The sequence below is a fragment of the Pseudomonas silensiensis genome (assembly GCF_050434865.1).
Lineage (GTDB): Bacteria > Pseudomonadota > Gammaproteobacteria > Pseudomonadales > Pseudomonadaceae > Aquipseudomonas > Aquipseudomonas fluorescens_W.
The window spans coordinates 141,468-158,742 of record NZ_JBNDJH010000014.1; the positions used below are offsets into that span (position 1 = coordinate 141,468).

Consider the following 17,275-nt stretch of genomic DNA (forward strand, 5'->3'; position numbering starts at 1 on the left):
GAGTTTCGGGATGACTGAAAATAAATTAAGGATCTTGGTGGTTACTCAATATTTCTGGCCGGAGAATATGCGAATCAACGATTTAGTTCGTGATTTTGCTGATGCCGGCCATGAGGTTACTGTGCTTACAGGATTGCCCAATTATCCTGAGGGCAGCGTTTTTCCTGACTACAAGACGAATCCTGATAATTTCAAGGAGTACTTCGGTGCCCGTGTGGTCCGGGTCCCGCTTGTGCCGAGAGGTACGCGAAGCCTTACTCTCATTTTTAATTATGTTTCTTTCTTTTTCGGCGCTTCAACGTTAGGTGTCATAAAACTTCGAAATCAGAAGTTTGACGCTATTTTCGTTTATGCAGTGTCTCCTATTATGGCTGCGATTCCTGCAGTGATTTTAGGGCGAATGAAAAAGGTTCCGGTTTTTCTCTGGGTTCTCGATCTTTGGCCAGAGACTCTCAGAGCTGTTGGCGTACTTCGGCATCCCACGTTGTTGGCCATGGTTGGGCGAATGGTTTCTTGGATCTATAACCGCGCAGATTATTTGCTATTACAATCAAAAGGCTTTGCTGACAACGTAAAGCAATACTGCACCAAAGAAATCTCTCCAGAGCGGCTGGTCTATTTTCCAAGCTGGGCGGAGGATGATTTTTCAGTTTCATCGCCAATATCTTCGAATTTGCTCGAGCGCGATGACTCCGTTTTCACAGTCGTTTTCGCCGGGAATTTGGGTGAGGCGCAAGACTTTCCTGCGGTGTTACATGCTGTGGAGTCATTGAAAGATAGAGTTTCTGTCCGTTGGGTGATTGTGGGAGACGGGCGCATGAGTAAATGGTTGAGCGAGCAAGTAGTATCAAGAGGCTTGAATAACGTATTGCTTTTGGGACGCCATCCATTGAGTGCCATGCCAGGCCTATTTGCTTGTGCGGACGCGCTTTTGGTTTCATTGAAAACCAATGATGTGTTCGAGAAAACCATACCCGGCAAAGTCCAGGCCTATTTGGCTTCGAGCAAACCAGTTTTGGGCATGATCAATGGTGAGGCCGCACGGATAATTGAAGAGTCCGGGGCCGGTTTCGCCTGTTCCTCAGGTGATACCCAAGGGCTTGCAAGAATTACGCTGAAGTTGGCAACCACTGATGTCGCTCAACGAGAAATTATGGGCCAAGCCGGCCGCTCCTATTACTTGAAACACTTTTCGAAGCCGACCCTTTTGCTCCGCCTGGAAAAGCTATTTCGCGATGCGACTTTACGAAAGGCTGCCAAATAATGTCGCACTCTGTATTTCTAACCGGTGCAACCGGTTTCGTGGGTGGGGCAACGCTGAAGCGCTTGGTTGCCGAAAACTGCACAGTTGTTGCCGCTTTACGTAACGGGTCGAAATTACTCGAGGGTAATGTCAAGACTGTCCACGTTGACAGTTTTGATGGAGCTACATCCTGGAAGGAGTGCCTTGGCGGTGTAGATGTCGTCATACACGCTGCGGCTCGTGTTCATGTAATGAATGATACTGAGGCTGCCCCCCTGGCGGCCTTTCGAAAGATCAATGTCGAAGGTACGTTGAACCTGGCACGCCATTCCGTCAAAGCCGGTGTCCGGCGTTTTATTTTTATCAGTTCCATCAAAGTCAATGGAGAGGGCACACCTGCGGGTGTCGCCTATACGCCGGAAGATATTCCAGCGCCCGCAGACCCGTATGGAGTCTCAAAGATGGAGGCAGAGCAGGGCCTGCGTGAACTTGCCGCTGAAACCGGGATGGAGGTCGTTATCATACGGCCAGTGTTGGTTTATGGCCCCGGGGTCAAGGCCAATTTTCGGAGTATGATGAATTGGCTTGATAAAGGTATTCCTTTGCCTTTTGGAGCGATCCACAACAATCGCAGTCTTGTAGCGTTGGATAATCTGGTGGATTTAATCATCACGTGTATCAGTCATCCAGCGGCCGCTAATCAGACTTTCCTGGTCAGTGATGGTGAAGATCTTTCTACAACACAGCTGCTGCGAAAAATGGCATCGGCTCTTGGTCGACCGGCGCGTCTTTTACCAGTACCTTCCTGGGTTTTACGTGGCGCCGCTGCATTACTAGGTAGAAAGTCGCTATCAAACCGGCTGTGTGGGTCGTTGCAAGTCGACATCAGTAAGACGCGTTCCCTGCTGGGATGGTTGCCTCCAGTCTCGGCAGAAGATGCATTGAAAGCCACGGCACAAAATTTTCAGGAAAGTAAAAAGCAATGATCTATTGGTGGCTGATTCCGGTAGTGGCTGGTGTTTCGTTAGTATTGACTGCGGCTTTGCGACGCTATGCTTTGGCTCGCAGCATTATTGATATTCCGAACGAGCGAAGCTCTCACTCTGTACCCACCCCTCGCGGGGGAGGTGTCGCCATTGTCCTGGCGTTTTTGATGGTACTGCCAATTCTTGCCTGGGCTCAGTTGGCAACCGTGCCGGTATTAGTCGCAATAGGCGGTGCGGGTGCATTGGTAGCGATCGTCGGTTTTATGGATGATCACGGTCATATTGCTGCTCGTTGGCGCTTACTTGGACATTTTTGTGCCGCAGCCTGGTCCTTGTTCTGGTTGGGAGGCTTACCCCCAGTTGCCGTGTTCGGCATGAGTCTCGACCTTGGTTGGATCGGTTGTATTCTGGCCGCGTTCTATCTTGTCTGGATGCTCAATCTGTACAACTTTATGGACGGCATCGATGGTATTGCCAGTGTAGAGGCGATCTCGGCCTGCCTCGGCGCTTGTCTGCTTTATTGGTTAGGCGGATACGAAAGCCTGATGTGGGTTCCGGTGTTGTTGGCTATGGCGGTCGGAGGATTTCTGTTCTGGAACTTCCCTCCCGCACGCATTTTCATGGGGGATGCAGGAAGCGGGTTTTTAGGTGTGGTGCTCGGTGTGATCTCGATCCAGGCCGCTTGGGCTTCGCCGCAGCTGCTCTGGGCCTGGTTGATCCTGCTAGGGGTATTTATTGTTGACGCGACCTTCACCCTGATTCGGCGCCTTGTGCGTGGCGATAAGGTTTATGAGGCGCATCGCAGTCATGGCTATCAGTTCGCTTCACGCAAGGTAGGCCGTCATCTGCCGGTGACGCTGGGCGTTGTGGTGATAAATCTGGTATGGCTGCTTCCGATCGCCCTCTGTGTCGGAGTATTGGGCCTCGATGGTTTGCTCGGCCTGGTGTTAGCCTATGTCCCTCTCGTTTTGCTCGCTGTCAGGTTTCACGCTGGCGAACTGGAGAAAGCAAATTAATGTGCGTTTCTTTTCAGTTGATAAGGTCATGACAGCTGACCCAGTGTTTAAATATCTGGATATCTGACATTAGGTATTCAGTGCGAGAAGCTTTTAGGAGTGCGAAAGAGGTTTATGGATAAGATACGGGTATATTTGTTAAGCCTTCCGCGTCGACGTAAACGCATTTTGCAAGTCATCACAGACTGCCTGCTTGTCTGGGTTGCCTTGTGGATGGCATTCATCGTTCGCTTGGGTATTGACGAGATGGTCAATCCGTTTACTCAGCACTTTTGGCTGTTTGTGGCCGCTCCGATTGTATCGATCCCTCTCTTTATCCGTTTCGGAATGTACAGAGCGGTGATGCGTTACTTCGGGAATGATGCGTTGATAGCGATTATCAAAGCGGTCACCCTTTCCGCGCTAATTCTCGGGATTGTCGTGTATTGGTACAGCAACCATCAAAACGTAGTGCCTCGTTCAGTCATTTTTAACTACTGGTGGCTAAGCCTGATCATGGTCGGCGGATTGCGCCTGGCCATGCGCCAATATTTTTTGGGGGACTGGTTTTCGGCCGTTCAACACGTGCCATTTACCAATCGGGACGATGGGCTGCCTCGCGTCGCAATCTATGGTGCCGGTGCCGCTGGCAATCAATTGGTTGCAGCCCTGCGCATGGGGCGGGCCATGCGCCCGGTCGCATTCATTGATGATGACAAAAGCATTGCCGACCGCGTGATTTCCGGCTTGCAGGTGTATAAGCCCAAGCATATTCAACGCATGATAGACGTCACTGGAGCACAAGAAATACTGCTGGCGGTGCCGTCGGCGAATCGCGGACGCCGCCGTGAAATTCTCGGCTTTCTGGAAAGATTTCCGCTGCACGTACGCAGCGTTCCCGGCTTCATGGATCTTGCCAGCGGCCGGGTCAAGGTAGATGACATTCAGGAAGTCGATATCGCGGACCTGCTTGGCCGCGACTCAGTGCCGGCACAGGGCGACCTACTTGAGCATTGCATCAAAGACCAATCGGTTCTGGTCACGGGAGCCGGTGGTTCCATCGGTTCCGAGCTTTGTCGCCAGATTTTGGCATTGCAACCCACCACGCTTTTATTGTTCGAGCACAGTGAATTCAATCTTTACAACATTCTGTCGGAGCTGGAGCAACGTATCGCATGTGAGTCGCTATCGGTGCGTCTGTTGCCGATTCTCGGTTCTGTACGTAATCAGGAAAAGCTGCTGGATGTAATGAAAACCTGGCATGTGGATACTGTATATCACGCTGCCGCGTACAAGCATGTCCCGATGGTCGAGCATAATATCGCCGAAGGGGTGTTGAACAATGTAATTGGCACGCTGAATACCGCTCAGGCTGCACTTCAAGCTGGTGTGTCGAACTTCGTTCTCATCTCCACAGACAAGGCTGTTCGTCCCACTAATGTGATGGGCAGTACAAAACGCTTGGCAGAACTGACGTTGCAGGCATTGAGCCGGGAAGTGGCACCGGTGATGTTTGGTGACAAGACCAATGTGTCTCAAGTTAACAAAACGCGGTTTACCATGGTGCGCTTTGGCAATGTACTGGGGTCGTCCGGCTCGGTCATTCCGCTGTTTCATAAACAGATCAAGTCAGGTGGGCCGTTGACCGTTACCCATCCGAAAATCACCCGGTATTTTATGACCATTCCTGAAGCCGCCCAGTTGGTAATTCAGGCCGGCTCAATGGGACAGGGGGGGGACGTGTTTGTGTTGGATATGGGCGAGCCCGTTAAAATCGTCGAGCTCGCGGAGAAAATGATCCATCTTTCAGGCTTCAGCGTGCGGTCGGAAAAGAACGTACACGGCGACATTTCCATTCAGTTTACAGGGCTACGCCCAGGCGAAAAGCTTTACGAAGAGTTGCTGATTGGAGATAACGTTGCGGCGACTCAGCACCCGATGATCATGACTGCCAACGAAGACTATCTGAGTTGGGACGTGCTTAAAGTAAGGCTGAGTGAGCTGTTGAAGTCCGTTGAGCAAGACGATTATTCTCACGTGCGACAGTTGTTGCGTGACACTGTTAGCGGCTACACCCCCGACGGCGAAATCGTTGACTGGATCTACCAGCAACGTCGCCTCGAACCCTGATTGTTTCACATCCTGTAACGGACACATTTTTGACAGACTCCAGACATCGCCTAAGTTTAGAAGGCAGCTTCGGAAAAGCTGCTTTCTCAATCGATGTCATGGAGCTTCATTTATGCGTACTGGCTATTTCTACTCTCTGGTTTTTGCCCTGCTCACCAGCGCCTCTATTGCGGCCATTGCTGCGCCGACGGCCAAGCCCGAGGCTGGCAATGCACCCCTGGTGCTGGAAGTTTCTCCCAAGGCACAGTCCGGCAAGGTCGATCTGAATCAGGCCGATGCGCCAACCCTTCAGCGCGAGTTGGCCGGTGTGGGCGAGGCCAAGGCCAAGGCGATTGTTACCTATCGTGAGAGTAATGGGCCGTTTGCGTCCGTGGACGAGTTGCTCGAAGTGAAGGGGATCGGTAAAGCGATTCTGGATAAGAATCGCGAGAAGCTTGAGGTGAACTAAGCTTATACGTCAGCGCCAGGGGCCGGTCATTGATCGGCCTTTTTGCTTTCTGGCGAACGCAGTGAGGGTGCGCCTTTCGTCGACGTGTGAAAAATTACGACTATCATATACAGCCAAGATTATGCCTATAATAAATTGCTTCCCGCCAAGCGCTCTGAGCTTTAGGCGCTTGTCTTTCCCTTAGGCATTTCCCAGGAGCACAGTCATGAATTCTGTCCAGTCCCAAGGTACGGCCCTTGTCACCGGTGCTTCTTCCGGTATCGGTGCGATTTACGCCGAGCGGTTGGCGGCGCGCGGTTTTGATTTGTTACTGGTCGCTCGTGATCAAGAGCGGCTGGAAGCGGCGGCGAGCAAGTTGCGCGCCGAGCATGGCGTTCAGGTCGAGGTGCTCAAGGCGGATCTGACGCAAAAGGATGATGTGCTGAAGCTTGAACAGCGTCTTCGCAGCGATTCGAGTATCAGCCTGCTGCTGAACAACGCCGGTATTGCAGCGGATGGTTTGTTGGCCAATGCCGACTTGGATCAGATGGAACGCTTGATTCAACTGAACGTGACAACAGTCACGCATTTGGCGTCGGCAGCGGCTGCCAGTTTTGCCAAGGCGGGTCGGGGGACGATCATCAATATTGGATCAGTGGTGGCGTTGTTTCCCGAGCGCTTCAATGCGACTTACAGCGCCAGCAAGGCTTATGTGTTAAGTCTGACGCAGTCATTGAACGCTGAACTGGAGGGCACTGGGGTCAAGGTTCAGGCCGTGTTGCCAGGCGTCACACGCACCGAAATCTGGGAACGCTCCGGTATCGACGCTAGCCAGATTCCGGAGGATATGGTCATGGAAGCCGGGGATATGGTTGATGCGGCGTTGTCGGGTCTGGACCAGGGTGAGTTGATCACCATTCCTTCGTTGCCGGATGCGGCCGATTGGGATGCCTTCGTTGCGGCGCGTCTGGTAATGGCGCCGAATCTTTCCAAAAGTAAGGCCGCCTCGCGTTACACGTGAGGCGTCATGAATCGGCTTGAGGTATTTGCGGTATGAGTGATCGTCGAGTGGTTGTAACGGGCATGGGCCTGGTGTCTCCATTGGGTTCTGGCGTCGAAGCCGTTTGGTCGCGTCTGTTGGCCGGGCGTTCCGGGTTGCGCAATTTGCCGGACGAGGTGGTTGCCGATTTGCCGGCCAAGGTCGGGGGCGCAGTGCCGACGCTGGCTGACGATCCCGAGGCGGGTTTTGACCCGGACCGGGCGACGGCGCCCAAAGAGCAGAAGAAGATGGACCGTTTCATTATGTTTGCCATGGAAGCGGCGCGTCAGGCGCTGGAGCAGGCCGGTTGGCAAGCGGCGGACACCGATGCCCAGGAGCGTACGGCAACCATTATCGGTTCCGGCGTGGGTGGTTTCGGTGCGATAGCGGATGCGGTGCGCACCACGGACAGCCGTGGGCCGCGACGCCTGTCGCCGTTCACCATTCCTTCATTTCTGGTCAACCTCGCCGCGGGGCATGTGTCGATCCAGCACGGTTTCAAGGGCCCGTTGGGGGCGCCGGTGACAGCTTGCGCCGCCGGGGTCCAGGCGATTGGTGATGCGGCGCGGTTGATTCGTTGTGGCGAGGCAGACATCGCGGTATGTGGCGGCGCGGAAGCGGCGATCGATCGCGTCAGTCTCGCCGGGTTTGCCGCTGCTCGCGCCTTGTCCAGTGGTTACAACGACACCCCGGAACGTGCCTCGCGGCCGTTCGACAGTGGCCGCGATGGCTTTGTCATGGGAGAGGGCGCAGGCCTTCTGGTGATTGAATCCCTGGAGCATGCCCTGGCTCGTGGTGCTCAACCGCTGGCGGAGTTGGTCGGTTACGGCACCAGTGCCGACGCCTATCACCTGACGGCAGGTCCGGAGGATGGCAGCGGTGCGCGACGGGCGATGTCGCTGGCATTGGCCCAGGCAGGCATTTCGCCGGCACAGGTGCAGCATCTCAATGCTCATGCAACCTCGACACCGGTCGGCGACCTGGGAGAGTTGGCGGCCATCAAGGCGTTGTTCGGCACGGATAACAAAATCGCCGTGACATCGACCAAATCGGCCACCGGGCATTTGCTCGGGGCAGCGGGCGGTATCGAGGCGATTTTCACGTTATTGGCGATTCGCGATCAGGTCGTGCCGGCCACCCTCAATTTCGATAACCCGGACCCCGCCGCCCAAGGCGTGGACATCGTCCATGGTCAGGCGCGGCCGATGGCCATCAAATACGCGCTGTCCAATGGCTTCGGGTTTGGTGGGGTGAATGCCAGCGTGCTGTTCAAGCGCTGGGAGGGTTAGTCCCGGGGCTGTTTGAGATAGGCGCGAGTCACGTCGAGAATCCGCTGAGCCAGCTCGGGATTCTCGACACTGCGTGACAGCAGTAGAGCCCCGACCAGCGTCGACATGATGACGACGCTGGCATCGGCAGCGTTGTCGCCTTCAAGGGTGCCTTGCACTTGTGCGAGCCGTGCGTTGAGCACCACGTCAGTGGTCGGGCTTTGCTGCCCGCGCAGGCCGAGTTCCGATGACATGGTCGGCAACGGGCAACCCTCATCGGGTGAAGTCTGGTGCCATTCGGACAAATAGGTGTCGATGAACGCTTCCAGCGGACGATCCTGAGCGAAGAGCTCGGCGCAAATGATGTCGACCTGCTCGCCGGCGGCTTGCAACGCCTTTTCCACCAGTTCGTCTTTGGACTTGAAATGCGAGTAGAAACCACCGTGAGTCAGGCCCAGTGCTTTCATCAGCGGTTGCAGACCTGTCGCGCCAATGCCATCGCGGCGAAAGCGCGCTGACGCTTCCTTGATGATGCGTTGGTGGGTCTGGGCTTTATGGTCCTGCGAGTAACGCATCGGGGATCTCCGCAACAATGCGCCATATTAACCAATGAAAATGGGATGGTGATTGTACTTCTACTTCTAAAAAGCATGCAGATGCGTCGATCTTGGTAGAACGTCGTTTCAACAAGTGGCACGAATAGTGATTACTCATTACCTGACGATTGTTGAACAATCACGAGGCAATGAGTATGAACAGCGGACTGTCCCTGGCCGACCACATCACACTTGAGTTGCGCGCCGACATCATTGGCGGTCGTTTGCTGCCCGGTATGGCATTGGTGGAAAACGATCTGGTGTCTGCCTACAACGCATCCCGCAATACCATTCGCGAAGCGCTGCATCGTCTGGGGCAGGAAGGTCTGACCCGTTATGTGCGCAACAAAGGCGTGATGGTGCGCCGGCTGGGCGTCGAGGACGTGCGAGATCTGTTCAAGGTCAGGCGCACCCTGGAGTTGCAGGCCATCAGCGCGAGTCAGCCGCTGCGCGACTATCAATCCGACCGGATGCTCGAAGCCCTGGAAGCCACCGAGCTTGCCCGCGAACGCGAGGACTGGCGCGCCGTCGGCACCCACAGCCTGGCCTTTCATCAACACATCGTCGGATTGCTGCGCAGTCCGTTGTTCGACGAGTTCTTCACCAACGTCGTCGCGCAATTGCGCCTGGTGTTTTGCACCACTCCCGATGAATCACGTTTTCAGGCGCCCTGGCTGGCGCGCGACCGGCAGATCCACGAGTTGTTGGCCGAGGGCGACAAACGCGCGGCCGAGGACGCCATGAGCCTGTATCTCGACGATTCCGAACACCTCCTGTTGCAAATGCTTGCTCCAGTTTCCCATCACTGATCGAGGATTCGTGCCATGTACAAAGACTATCCGGCGGCCTATCAAGTTAGCAAAGGCTCAGCCTTGCAGGTGGACAAAGCCTTCTACGAACGGATCCGCGATGAGAAGGAGGGACGCACGTTAATTGAGGAGTTCGAGGTGCCGATCCGCACCGGTCGCGCCTGGAAGGTGCCGGCCGGGCATGTGTTCCGCGTGACCACCCCCGTCGGCCCGCAAGTCGGGGATTTCAACGTGTGGAATGCCAACGATCCACGGGAGCGTTTGTGGGCGGCACGGACCCGTCAGTTACAGGGTGCACACGTCAGCACCCATGACCGGCTCTGGTCGAACCTGCCTTTTCTGCGGCCGCTGGTGACCATCACCGATGACAGCCTGGCCGGTTACGGGATCGATGAACATGGCGGTCGCTTGCACGATTTGCTCGGCACCCGCTGCGACCCTTATGTGAACAAAATGCTCACCGGCGAAGATTTCCATCATCACTGCCATTCGAATCTGACCCGTGCGGTGCTGCCTCATGGGCTGTCCGAGTTCGACGTGCATGACGTGCTGAACATCTTCCAGTGCACGGGCCTGAACCACGACGACATGTACTTCATGAAAGCCTGTCCTGCGCAGAAGGGCGATTATCTGGAGTTTTTTGCCGAAATCGATCTGCTCTGTGCGCTTTCGACCTGCCCGGGCGGCGATCTGTCGCTGGCCATGTGGGGGCCGGATGCACAGGACCCGCTAAGCGTGTGCCGCCCGCTCGGGGTGGAGATTTATCGGTTGGAGGAATCGTTGCTTGAGGGCTGGAGCCAGCCGGAACGCGCGGCATACAAAGGGTTGCATGGCTTGCACATCGCCAAGGCGGATTGGGAGAAGTAAAACGCAAAACCCTGTCATTCAATGAGAATGACAGGGTTTTGTTTTAGCGGTCCTGCGCATCCTTGGAATCCGCTTCGGCGTTGCGTTCAGCGACGCGTTTGCGTTGCTCCTCGGTCAGTTCGACCTTGTTGGCGGTGTCACGCAACATCATCAAACCACCAACGATCGAGCCGATTGCAACGATCAGAATCAACCAGGCATACCAGGGCATAGGGCTCTCCTTGAGGGCAGGCCGATTGGCGGGTTTTGCCAATCGATCGTGCATACCACTTTGAGCGATTAACTTTCGCAGTGGTTCCATTCTATGCCTGTTCTGACAGCTGCACTTCGCCTGTTTAGAGCCCGGTCAGCATCGCGTCCGCCGGCGCATCGGCACGCAATTGCGCCGTGAGCATGAAGTACACGAAACCCACTGCCATAAAGCCCAGGAAGATCAACCCGATCAGCGTATTGAACCAGGCCATCGCCACCAGGCAGACCACCGCCAGCACCAGTGCAATGAACGGCACCAACGGATAGCACGGCGCGCGAAAGGTGCGTTCCAGATTCGGTTCGGTTTTACGCAGTTTGAACAGGCTGAGCATGCTCATGATGTACATCACAATCGCCCCGAAGACCGCCATCGTGATCATCGCCGCCGTCAGCGTCATGCCGCCCAGGTTGATCAAACCATCACTGTAGATCGCGGCGATGCCGATCACGCCACCGGCGATGATTGCCCGGTGCGGGGTCTGGAAACGCGACAATTTGGCCAGGGACGCCGGCAGGTAACCGGCCCGGGCGAGGGCGAAGAACTGCCGCGAGTAGCCGAGAATGATCCCGTGGAAACTCGCTACCAGGCCGAACAGGCCGATCCACACCAGCATGTGCAGCCAGCCCGAACTTTCGCCAACCACGGTTTTCATCGCTTGTGGCAGCGGGTCGTTGATGTTCGACAAGGTGCGCCAGTCACCGACGCCGCCGGCAAAGAACATCACGCCCATCGCCAGCAATACCAGAGTCAGAATGCCGCTGATGTAGGCCTTCGGAATGGTGCGTTTCGGGTCCTTGGCTTCTTCGGCGGCCATGGCGGCGCCTTCGATGGCCAGGAAGAACCAGATGGCGAAGGGTATCGCCGCGAACATCCCGGCAATTGCCGGTGCGCCGAACACATCGGAACCGGCCCAGCCGTTCAGCGCGAAGTTACTGAAGCTGAACGCCGGGGCGACCACGCCCATGAACACCAACAGTTCGGCCACTGCGAGAACGCAGACCACCAGTTCGAAGGTTGCGGCCAGTTTCACCCCGAGGATGTTCAGGCCCATGAACACGATGTAGGCACCAACCGCTGCGTGTTTCGGATCAAGCGCTGGAAACTGCACGTTCAGATACGCGCCAATCGCCAGAGCGATGGCCGGCGGGGCGAAGACAAATTCAATCAGTGTCGCCAGCCCCGCGATCAATCCGCCTTTCTCGCCAAAGGCGCGGCGGCTGTAGGCAAAGGGACCACCCGCGTGAGGAATCGCGGTGGTCAGCTCGGTGAAGCTGAAGATGAAGCAGGTGTACATCGTGGCGACCATGAAGGACGTCACCAGAAAACCGAGTGTGCCTGCCACGCCCCAGCCGTAACTCCAGCCGAAGTATTCACCGGAAATCACCAGCCCGACCGCAATGCCCCACAGGTGCAGCGTGCCCAGCGTGGGTTTGAGTTGTGTGTTCATGCGTTGCTCCCTGAACGGTTTGGAAAGCTCGGGGAGGGCGTTTGCAGTGGGCGTGCCAGTGTTGTGATGGCGGTCGTAAAGTGCAGAAAGACGTCGTATCGGGGATGTTTGCCGCTCGATGCGCGCAAATGGGGTGCTCCAGTGGGAGGCGCTGGTGGCGGTTTTGCTGTCTTCGAGGGCAAGTCTTGTTTGCAGGTTTAACCTTGCTCGGCAAGACATTCGCGTAGCGCAATTTGCCAGTCAGGTTGCCTGACGCCCCATTCACGTTGCAGGCGACTGCAATCAAGACATGAGTTGAGCGGTCGGGCCGCCGGTGTCGGATAATCGCTTGAGGGAATGGGCAGCAGGTTTGCGCAGGGCTTTCCCTGTTGCCGTAACGCTTCGCCAATGGCCTGGGCGAAGCCGAACCAGGAGGTTTTCCCCTGAGCGGTCAGATGATATGTACCCCAGGTAACGGCCTCACCTGCCTGCCAGCGTTCGATCAGGGCGAGGGTGCTATTGGCAATAGTGCCTGCCCAGGTAGGTGCGCCGATCTGATCGGCGACAATGCGTACTTCCGGTCTCTCTTGCAGCAGGCGTTGCATCGTCAGCAGGAAATTGCGTCCATGGGTCGAATAGACCCAGCTGGTACGCAGGATAAGATGTTTGCCTTGCACATCAGTGATCGCCCGTTCACCGGCCAGTTTGCTCTTGCCGTAAACCCCGAGCGGGTTTGGCGTGTCGTCTTCGTTATAAGGCCCGACCTTCATGCCGTCGAATACATAATCGGTGGAGTAGTGAATCAGCGGGATGCCAAGCTTCAGTGCTTCTTCGGCAAAGATGCCAGGGGCCACGGCGTTGATGGCAAAGGCTGTTTCCGGCTCGCTTTCAGCCAGGTCGACCGCTGTGTGGGCCGCCGCGTTGATGATCAGATCCGGACGAACCTTTTGTACCTGTTGGCGAATCTGCTCGGGTTGTGCCAGATCGAGTTGATCGCGACCAAGCACGATCAACTCGCCGACACCCCCCAGTCGACGCTGCAGTTCGCGTGAGACCTGACCATGCTGGCCGCTGATGAGAACTCTCATGGGAGCAGATCAACCTCTTGCAGGCTTTTACCGATGATCCCTGCACCGCGCAGATCGGTTTCATTCACATCCATTGTTCATCCCCGGCGAGCTGGGCCAGGTACTGGCCATACCCGGTCTTGCCGAAGTAGCGGGCACGCTCCAGCAGCTGTTCGCGGTTGATCCATTTCTTTTCGTAAGCAATCTCTTCGAGGCAGGCGACTTTCAAGCCTTGTCGATGTTCGATGGTCTGCACGTACTGAGAGGCATCGAGCAAGCTGTCGTGAGTGCCGGTGTCGAGCCAGGCGAAACCGCGGCCGAAGCGCTCGACCTGCAGGTCTCCCCGTTTGAGATACGCATTGTTGACGTCGGTGATTTCCAGCTCGCCGCGAGGCGAAGGCTTTACCGCTTTGGCGATCCTGATGACATCGTTGTCGTAGAAATACAGGCCGGTAACGGCATAGCTGGATTTCGGTATTTTCGGCTTTTCTTCGATCGACAGGGCACGGCCCTGGCTGTCGAAATCAATCACGCCGAATCGCTCCGGGTCTTTGACCCAATAGCCGAATACGGTAGCGCCAGAAGTGCGTGTTGCCGCGTTTTGCAACTGCTCGCCAAAGTGTTGACCATGGAAAATGTTGTCGCCGAGGATCAGGCACACTGGATCATTGCCAATGAACGTTTCGCCAATCAGAAAAGCCTGGGCCAGACCATCCGGTGACGGCTGCTCGGCATAGCTGAAATTGACCCCGAACTGACTGCCATCACCCAGCAGATTGCGGTACTGGGGCAGATCCTGGGGAGTAGAGATCACCAAAATGTCTTTGATGCCGGCCAGCATCAGGACCGAAATCGGGTAATAGATCATCGGTTTGTCGTAGACCGGCAACAGCTGTTTGGACACCCCGAGCGTGATCGGATGCAGGCGTGTGCCCGATCCGCCTGCCAAAACGATACCTTTCATCATGCATGAAGCTCCTGGGGGTTGATGGCACCAAGACGTTCACCCTGGTAGCTGCCATCCTGAACGCGACGGCACCACTCAAGGTTGTTCAAGTACCACTGAACAGTTTTGCGGAGGCCGGTTTCGAAGGTCTCTTCGGGTACCCAGCCCAGTTCGTGTTCGATCTTGCTGGCATCGATCGCGTAGCGCAGGTCATGGCCGGGACGATCCTGGACGAACGTGATCAGGTCGGCGTAGTGCGCGACACCCTCGGGCTTGCGTGGTGCCAGTTCTTCAAGCAGGGCGCAGAGGCCACGCACCACGTCGATATTCTTTTGTTCGTTGTGCCCGCCGATGTTGTAGGTCTCGCCGACGATACCGGTGGTCACCACTTTAAGCAGCGCCCGGGCGTGATCTTCGACGAACAGCCAGTCGCGGATTTGCAGGCCATCGCCATACACCGGCAGCGGCTTGCCGGCCAAGGCATTGAGGATGACCAGCGGAATCAATTTTTCGGGGAAGTGGAACGGCCCGTAATTGTTCGAGCAGTTGGTCAACAGCACCGGCAGGCCATAGGTGCGCTGCCACGCACGGACCAGGTGGTCGGACGCCGCTTTGCTGGCGGAGTACGGCGAACTCGGGGCGTAGGGCGTCGTTTCCGTAAACAGATCATCGGCGCCATGCAGGTCGCCATAGACCTCGTCAGTGGAGATGTGATGGAAACGGAAGGCGCTTTTTTCCGGCTCGGCGAGAGTTTGCCAATAGGCGCGGGTGGCCTCCAGCAGGCTGTAGGTGCCGACGATGTTGGTCTGGATGAAATCCGAGGGTCCGTCGATGGATCGGTCGACGTGGGATTCCGCTGCCAGGTGCATGATCGCGTGCGGCTGGAAACGTGTCAGCACCGCGCTGACGGTCGCCTGATCAACGATATCGGCTTGAACGAACTCGTAGCGAGTGTCGTTGGCAATGCCGGTCAGCGATTCGAGATTGCCGGCGTAGGTCAGCTTGTCCAGGTTGAGCACTTCATGCTCGGTGTGCCGGATCAGCTCGCGAATTAAGGCAGAGCCAATGAAACCGGCACCGCCGGTGATGAGAATACGCATGTTGGCCAGCCTTTTTCAGTAGTCGAAACGCAAACGGTCATATCTTGTCGGCAGGAGCAGGGTGGTGCAATAGGTTGTTCATCCCGCTTTGGTTTTGTGGAGTCTTATCCATCGATGCAGGACGATAGAGACGCCTGATAAAACCCGAAAGGTGTTGTATGCCCCCAGACACCACCGTAACCCTAGCGTAAACCCACTCTTTACGCTTTCTTTATGCCCAGCCAACCCCCTCGATCTCGTTCCTTTACAGCCTTCCTTCCGACAATGGCTCCACACGCGGCAATACGCCGTAACACGGAGAATTTTCATGAGCGTTCTGGACGGGGTGTCACTGCTACTGGCAGTGGGGCTGTTCATTTATCTGTTGGTTGCGCTGTTGCGCGCGGACCGGAACTAGGAGCGGCTATGCACAGTTATGACTATTGGCTGATCCTCGCCTTCTTCGCCCTGGTGCTGATTCCGGCACCGTTTCTGGGGCGCTTCTACTACAAGGTGATGGAGGGGCAGCGCACCTGGCTTTCGCCGATTCTCGGACCGGTGGAGTGCGGGTGTTATCGGGTGGCCGGCGTCGATCCGCAGGCCGAACAGAGCTGGCAGAAATACACCCTGGCCTTGTTCGCCTTCAACCTTGCGGGCTTCTTGCTGTTGTTCGCGATTCTGTTGTTCCAGGACCACTTGCCGCTGAACCCGCAAAACCTGCCGGGTCAGGAGTGGACGCAAGCGTTCAACACCGCCGTCAGCTTCATGACCAACACCAACTGGCAGTCCTACAGCGGCGAAGCGACCCTGAGCTACCTGAGTCAGATGGTCGGCCTCACCGTGCAGAACTTCGTCAGCGCCGCCACCGGCCTCGCCGTGTTGGTTGCCCTGTGTCGCGGTATTGGTCGCAAGTCGACCAAGACCCTCGGCAACTTCTGGGTCGATATGACCCGCGCTACCCTCTACGGCTTGCTGCCGCTGTGCCTGTTGCTGGCGCTGTATCTGGTCTGGCAGGGCGTGCCACAAACCTTTGCGCAGTACGTGAATGCCGTGACCATGCAAGGCGTCGATCAGGTGATCCCGCTCGGCCCGGCCGCCAGCCAGATTGCAATCAAGCAACTGGGCACCAATGGTGGTGGCTTCTTCGGCGTCAACTCGGCGCACCCGTTCGAGAACCCGACGGCGTGGAGCAACTTGTTCGAAGTCGGCTCGATCATTCTGATCCCGGTGGCGCTGGTGTTCACCTTCGGCCACTACGTGAAAGACCTGCGTCAGAGCCGCGCGATCATCGCCTGCATGCTGGCGCTGTTCCTGATCGGCGGCGCGACGTCGCTGTGGGCTGAATACCAGCCGAACCCGACCCTGAACAATGTCGCTGTCGAACAGACCGCGCCGCTGGAAGGCAAGGAAGCTCGCTTCGGCACGACCGCCACGGTGCTGTGGTCGGTGACCACCACCGCGGCGTCCAACGGTTCGGTCAACGGCATGCACGACAGCCTCAACCCGCTGAGCGGCATGGTCGCGCTGGTCAACATGATGGTCGGCGAAGTGATCTTCGGCGGCGTCGGTGCCGGGCTCTACGGCATGTTGTTGAACGTGTTGATCGCGGTGTTCCTCGCCGGCCTGATGATCGGCCGCACCCCGGAATACCTCGGCAAAAAACTCCAGGCTAAAGAAGTGCAACTGTTAGTCGTGACCTTGCTGGTGATGCCGGTCGGCGTGCTGGTACTCGGCGCGATTGCCGCGAGCCTGCCTGGCCCCGTTGCAGCGGTGAGTAACCCTGGCGCTCACGGTTTCAGCCAGTTGCTGTACGCCTACACCTCGGCCAGTGCCAACAACGGCTCGGCGTTCGGTGGCTTCGGTGCCAACACCGCGTTCCACAACCTGATGATGGGCCTTGGCATGTTGATCGGTCGCTTCGGTTACATCCTCCCGGTACTGGCGTTGGCTGGCAGCCTGGCGATGAAGAAAACCGCACCGATCGGCCAGAACAGCTTCCCGACTCACGGCCCGCTGTTCGTGACTCTGCTGACCGTGACCATTTTGCTGGTGGGTGGTTTGACCTTCCTGCCGACATTGGCGCTGGGTCCGATTGCTGAACATTTGAGCATGGGCTTCTGAGCCGCTTTTTTAGGAGCACGATG

Annotated in this window: 17 protein-coding genes; 11 read left to right on the forward strand and 6 right to left on the reverse strand. The window is 56.5% G+C overall.

From position 1 onward, the window contains the following. Positions 1-10 precede the first annotated feature (10 nt). The 7 genes from QF010_RS20535 to fabF all read left to right on the forward strand — a co-directional run bounded on the left by QF010_RS20535 (position 11) and on the right by fabF (position 8,109). Positions 11-1,264, forward strand: a complete 1,254-nt coding sequence (locus QF010_RS20535; protein ID WP_429533815.1) for a glycosyltransferase family 4 protein — start codon at positions 11-13, stop codon at positions 1,262-1,264. Continuing rightward, positions 1,264-2,229 carry a UDP-glucose 4-epimerase family protein gene (locus QF010_RS20540; RefSeq protein WP_429533816.1) on the forward strand — a complete coding sequence of 322 codons (966 nt, stop codon included), beginning with the start codon at positions 1,264-1,266 and terminating at the stop codon, positions 2,227-2,229. Before QF010_RS20535 ends, QF010_RS20540 begins: the two co-directional genes overlap by 1 nt. Next, on the forward strand, positions 2,226-3,245 hold the full coding sequence (locus QF010_RS20545; RefSeq protein ID WP_429533817.1) for an MraY family glycosyltransferase: 1,020 nt from the start codon (positions 2,226-2,228) through the stop codon (positions 3,243-3,245). The genes QF010_RS20540 and QF010_RS20545 overlap by 4 nt, the downstream gene beginning before the upstream one ends. Before the next feature lie 114 nt (positions 3,246-3,359). Continuing rightward, positions 3,360-5,354, forward strand: a complete 1,995-nt coding sequence (locus tag QF010_RS20550; protein WP_429533818.1) for a polysaccharide biosynthesis protein — start codon at positions 3,360-3,362, stop codon at positions 5,352-5,354. 112 nt (positions 5,355-5,466) lie between these two features. After that, positions 5,467-5,802 (forward strand): ComEA family DNA-binding protein, encoded by a 336-nt coding sequence (locus tag QF010_RS20555; protein ID WP_033055774.1) that lies wholly within the window; start codon positions 5,467-5,469, stop codon positions 5,800-5,802. A 205-nt stretch (positions 5,803-6,007) separates the two neighbouring features. Next, positions 6,008-6,802 (forward strand): SDR family NAD(P)-dependent oxidoreductase, encoded by a 795-nt coding sequence (locus QF010_RS20560; protein ID WP_033055773.1) that lies wholly within the window; start codon positions 6,008-6,010, stop codon positions 6,800-6,802. A gap of 32 nt (positions 6,803-6,834) precedes the next feature. After that, positions 6,835-8,109: a beta-ketoacyl-ACP synthase II gene (gene fabF / locus QF010_RS20565; RefSeq protein WP_033055772.1), complete on the forward strand. Its 1,275-nt coding sequence runs from the start codon at positions 6,835-6,837 to the stop codon at positions 8,107-8,109. Here fabF and QF010_RS20570 read toward each other — a convergent pair. Further along, entirely contained in the window at positions 8,106-8,663 is a 558-nt protein-coding gene (locus QF010_RS20570) for a TetR/AcrR family transcriptional regulator (RefSeq protein ID WP_429533819.1), read from the reverse strand. The two genes, fabF and QF010_RS20570, sit on opposite strands and share 4 nt — an antisense overlap. A 176-nt stretch (positions 8,664-8,839) precedes the next feature. On the opposite strand from QF010_RS20570, the gene QF010_RS20575 reads away from it, so the two are divergent. Together QF010_RS20575 and QF010_RS20580 are read left to right on the forward strand one after the other, a co-directional pair. Then, positions 8,840-9,493, forward strand: a complete 654-nt coding sequence (locus QF010_RS20575; RefSeq protein WP_429533820.1) for a GntR family transcriptional regulator — start codon at positions 8,840-8,842, stop codon at positions 9,491-9,493. A 15-nt stretch (positions 9,494-9,508) separates the two neighbouring features. Further along, complete coding sequence (locus QF010_RS20580) at positions 9,509-10,360, forward strand: urea carboxylase-associated family protein (protein WP_033055768.1); 852 nt, start codon at positions 9,509-9,511, stop codon at positions 10,358-10,360. A gap of 43 nt (positions 10,361-10,403) precedes the next feature. On the opposite strand, the gene QF010_RS20585 is transcribed toward QF010_RS20580, so the two are convergent. From QF010_RS20585 to rfbB, 5 genes are all read right to left on the reverse strand, one after another. Next, on the reverse strand, positions 10,404-10,571 hold the full coding sequence (locus tag QF010_RS20585) for a DUF2897 family protein (protein WP_082459029.1): 168 nt from the start codon (positions 10,569-10,571) through the stop codon (positions 10,404-10,406). A 124-nt stretch (positions 10,572-10,695) separates the two neighbouring features. Next, the gene (eat, locus tag QF010_RS20590) at positions 10,696-12,060 is read right to left on the reverse strand and encodes an ethanolamine permease (RefSeq protein WP_033055766.1); all 1,365 of its coding nucleotides are present in this window, start codon (positions 12,058-12,060) and stop codon (positions 10,696-10,698) included. A gap of 197 nt (positions 12,061-12,257) precedes the next feature. Continuing rightward, complete coding sequence (gene rfbD, locus QF010_RS20595; RefSeq protein ID WP_429533821.1) at positions 12,258-13,127, reverse strand: dTDP-4-dehydrorhamnose reductase; 870 nt, start codon at positions 13,125-13,127, stop codon at positions 12,258-12,260. A 64-nt stretch (positions 13,128-13,191) separates the two neighbouring features. Continuing rightward, the gene (rfbA, locus tag QF010_RS20600) at positions 13,192-14,073 is read right to left on the reverse strand and encodes a glucose-1-phosphate thymidylyltransferase RfbA (protein WP_429533822.1); all 882 of its coding nucleotides are present in this window, start codon (positions 14,071-14,073) and stop codon (positions 13,192-13,194) included. Continuing rightward, positions 14,070-15,152, reverse strand: coding sequence for a dTDP-glucose 4,6-dehydratase (gene rfbB / locus QF010_RS20605; protein WP_429533823.1), 1,083 nt, complete (start codon positions 15,150-15,152; stop codon positions 14,070-14,072). Before rfbB ends, rfbA begins: the two co-directional genes overlap by 4 nt. A gap of 307 nt (positions 15,153-15,459) precedes the next feature. On the opposite strand from rfbB, the gene kdpF reads away from it, so the two are divergent. Next, the gene (kdpF, locus tag QF010_RS20610; RefSeq protein WP_007899818.1) at positions 15,460-15,549 is read left to right on the forward strand and encodes a K(+)-transporting ATPase subunit F; all 90 of its coding nucleotides are present in this window, start codon (positions 15,460-15,462) and stop codon (positions 15,547-15,549) included. A gap of 8 nt (positions 15,550-15,557) precedes the next feature. Continuing rightward, a complete protein-coding gene (gene kdpA, locus QF010_RS20615) occupies positions 15,558-17,252 on the forward strand; it encodes a potassium-transporting ATPase subunit KdpA (protein ID WP_429533824.1) in 1,695 nt (564 codons plus the stop codon). Positions 17,253-17,275 lie beyond the last annotated feature (23 nt).

Coding starts and splice junctions, on each gene's coding strand:
- QF010_RS20555 (WP_033055774.1), top strand. CDS start 5,467: ATGCGTACTGGCTATTTCTACTCTCTGGTTTTTGCCCTGCTCACCAGC.
- QF010_RS20575 (WP_429533820.1), top strand. CDS start 8,840: ATGAACAGCGGACTGTCCCTGGCCGACCACATCACACTTGAGTTGCGC.
- QF010_RS20545 (WP_429533817.1), top strand. CDS start 2,226: ATGATCTATTGGTGGCTGATTCCGGTAGTGGCTGGTGTTTCGTTAGTA.
- rfbB (WP_429533823.1), bottom strand. CDS start 15,152: ATGCGTATTCTCATCACCGGCGGTGCCGGTTTCATTGGCTCTGCCTTA.
- kdpA (WP_429533824.1), top strand. CDS start 15,558: ATGCACAGTTATGACTATTGGCTGATCCTCGCCTTCTTCGCCCTGGTG.
- QF010_RS20540 (WP_429533816.1), top strand. CDS start 1,264: ATGTCGCACTCTGTATTTCTAACCGGTGCAACCGGTTTCGTGGGTGGG.
- QF010_RS20535 (WP_429533815.1), top strand. CDS start 11: ATGACTGAAAATAAATTAAGGATCTTGGTGGTTACTCAATATTTCTGG.
- QF010_RS20585 (WP_082459029.1), bottom strand. CDS start 10,571: ATGCCCTGGTATGCCTGGTTGATTCTGATCGTTGCAATCGGCTCGATC.
- QF010_RS20560 (WP_033055773.1), top strand. CDS start 6,008: ATGAATTCTGTCCAGTCCCAAGGTACGGCCCTTGTCACCGGTGCTTCT.
- kdpF (WP_007899818.1), top strand. CDS start 15,460: ATGAGCGTTCTGGACGGGGTGTCACTGCTACTGGCAGTGGGGCTGTTC.
- QF010_RS20550 (WP_429533818.1), top strand. CDS start 3,360: ATGGATAAGATACGGGTATATTTGTTAAGCCTTCCGCGTCGACGTAAA.
- QF010_RS20570 (WP_429533819.1), bottom strand. CDS start 8,663: ATGCGTTACTCGCAGGACCATAAAGCCCAGACCCACCAACGCATCATC.
- eat (WP_033055766.1), bottom strand. CDS start 12,060: ATGAACACACAACTCAAACCCACGCTGGGCACGCTGCACCTGTGGGGC.
- QF010_RS20580 (WP_033055768.1), top strand. CDS start 9,509: ATGTACAAAGACTATCCGGCGGCCTATCAAGTTAGCAAAGGCTCAGCC.
- rfbD (WP_429533821.1), bottom strand. CDS start 13,127: ATGAGAGTTCTCATCAGCGGCCAGCATGGTCAGGTCTCACGCGAACTG.
- fabF (WP_033055772.1), top strand. CDS start 6,835: ATGAGTGATCGTCGAGTGGTTGTAACGGGCATGGGCCTGGTGTCTCCA.
- rfbA (WP_429533822.1), bottom strand. CDS start 14,073: ATGATGAAAGGTATCGTTTTGGCAGGCGGATCGGGCACACGCCTGCAT.